The 1,714-nt window shown below is 63.7% G+C and carries 1 protein-coding gene and 1 pseudogene; both read right to left on the bottom strand.

Going from position 1 to position 1,714, the window contains the following annotated elements; genetic code table 11:
• Positions 1–574 precede the first annotated feature (574 nt).
• Positions 575–1,178: pseudogene (locus tag AC5ZG1_RS43865) on the bottom strand (FTR1 family protein).
• 12 nt (positions 1,179–1,190) lie between these two features.
• Positions 1,191–1,373, bottom strand: a complete 183-nt coding sequence (locus AC5ZG1_RS43870; protein WP_496136507.1) for a cupredoxin domain-containing protein — start codon at positions 1,371–1,373, stop codon at positions 1,191–1,193.
• Between the last annotated feature and the right edge of the window lie 341 nt (positions 1,374–1,714).

Genomic DNA, 1,714 nt, shown 5'->3' on the forward strand with positions numbered 1-1,714 from the left:
CTGTTCAACTGTCCGACCTGCCTTCTGTTGGCAGAGTCAGAGACGGTTAGCGAGCCGGTTCAGGTATCTCCCGACAAGCTCGCGGTAGCCGGTTTCCGTTTTTTTGCCGTGGCGGCATAGGGGGCAGCGGGTTACGAAGAGCGATGCCCGCTGTTACGTACGGTCGAAGAGAAGACCGCGGCTGAATTGGCTGCCGAGATGCGGGCTGGCGTGCCCTCGCTGTTCTTCCGGCGTCTATGAGCCGGAGCGCGTCGCCGCGGCCCGCGAGGGCGACGCCCTGCAATGGCCGGCAACCAACTCGCCCTTATTCGCGCCGGTGCCGAAGCCGACCATTGAAACCGGTGTTGAGGCCATGACACTTGCCGTGCTGAGCGTGTTCGACCAGCACGCGGGGGGAAAATAACCGTCGGCGACGCCTGATCTCGTTCCAGCACTGCTCGTCGGGCGCCCGGCAACGTGATCGAAGAGGACAATTGCTGCGATGAAGGAGTCCGGTGATGGCCCGAATGCGAAATCCGCGCGGGCTCTGAATGGTCTGCATATCTGGGCAGAGCGGAAGTGACTGGCTGGCTTCCTAAACGGCTTTTGACGCAAAGGCGACCTCCGTCTCCAGCACCCTAACCGTAGCAACGGCGTGGCGGCCGCGCACCTGCGCGGTCAGCCACATCAGCGAACCGGTTATCGCGATCACGACAAGATAAACCAAGAGCTGCATTTGCGTCGGCTGATCGGTATAGCCGATCAGCGTGTGCAAGGCGCGCCCGGGAATGCTGGCTTCGGACAACAGCCAACTCGAGTCCCACACGATGGTGTCGAGCGACGCTAGCCAGCCGGCGCGCTCAAGGAAAGCTGCCCTCGGCCACCGCCTGGCCGATCGCGCGCATCTCGACGGCAATCTCCCGACCGTGGCGCGCCATCCAGACATTGTGCCAGGTCAGCATCACAACGGCGACCCCGAGGACGGCGGCATTGAACAGCTCCTGGCCCATGCCTTCGAACAGCTGCGACAGGCGGCTGGCAAATGCCGCGACGAGACACGCCCCCGCAGCGCCTGCCAGCACGCCGCCGGCGACCCAGCGACCGCGGTGCGCGACCCCGCGCGTGACCGCGAGCACGATGCCGACGATCAGGCCGGCCTCGAAGACCTCGCGGAAGACGATGACGAGCGCGGCGAGCACGAGTCGGGCGCCCTATTCGACGACCAGGGCGCCACGCGCTTTCTCGTTGAAGTCATCATAGAACTCATAGCGCCCGGCCTTGAGAGCGCGGACGTTGATCACACCCTGGCTCTTGGCGGTGACGACCTTTTCCACCCTGAGCGAGGTGCTTTCGAACTCCATCGCCTTGCCGTCGAGATTCCTGATCCGGAACACGATCGGCTTGTCCGCCGGTGCCCCGTATCTCGCGCGGCTGAAACTGCCCGTTGGAGTAGCTGATCTGAATTTCAGTCGCCTGCTGGGCCGATGCTGTCGACAGCGGCAGCATCGTCGTGCAAAGCGCTGCGAGAGCGAGCTTCCTGGTCATGGTCAAAACGTACATCTCTTTGCCTTCCGCTGAATGTCTTTCTGAAAGCCGATCCCAAGACCGCGTCAGCGCGCGGCCTCAGAGCACCTTGCGGCGCCCTCACGCTGACCGACCGGAGTTCCCCCGGCCCATCAGAAACGAAATTGGAGCCGGCTGCCGGATGAACCAGCAACCGCCACGCCTACAACGC

This window comes from Bradyrhizobium sp. Leo78, assembly GCF_059512425.1.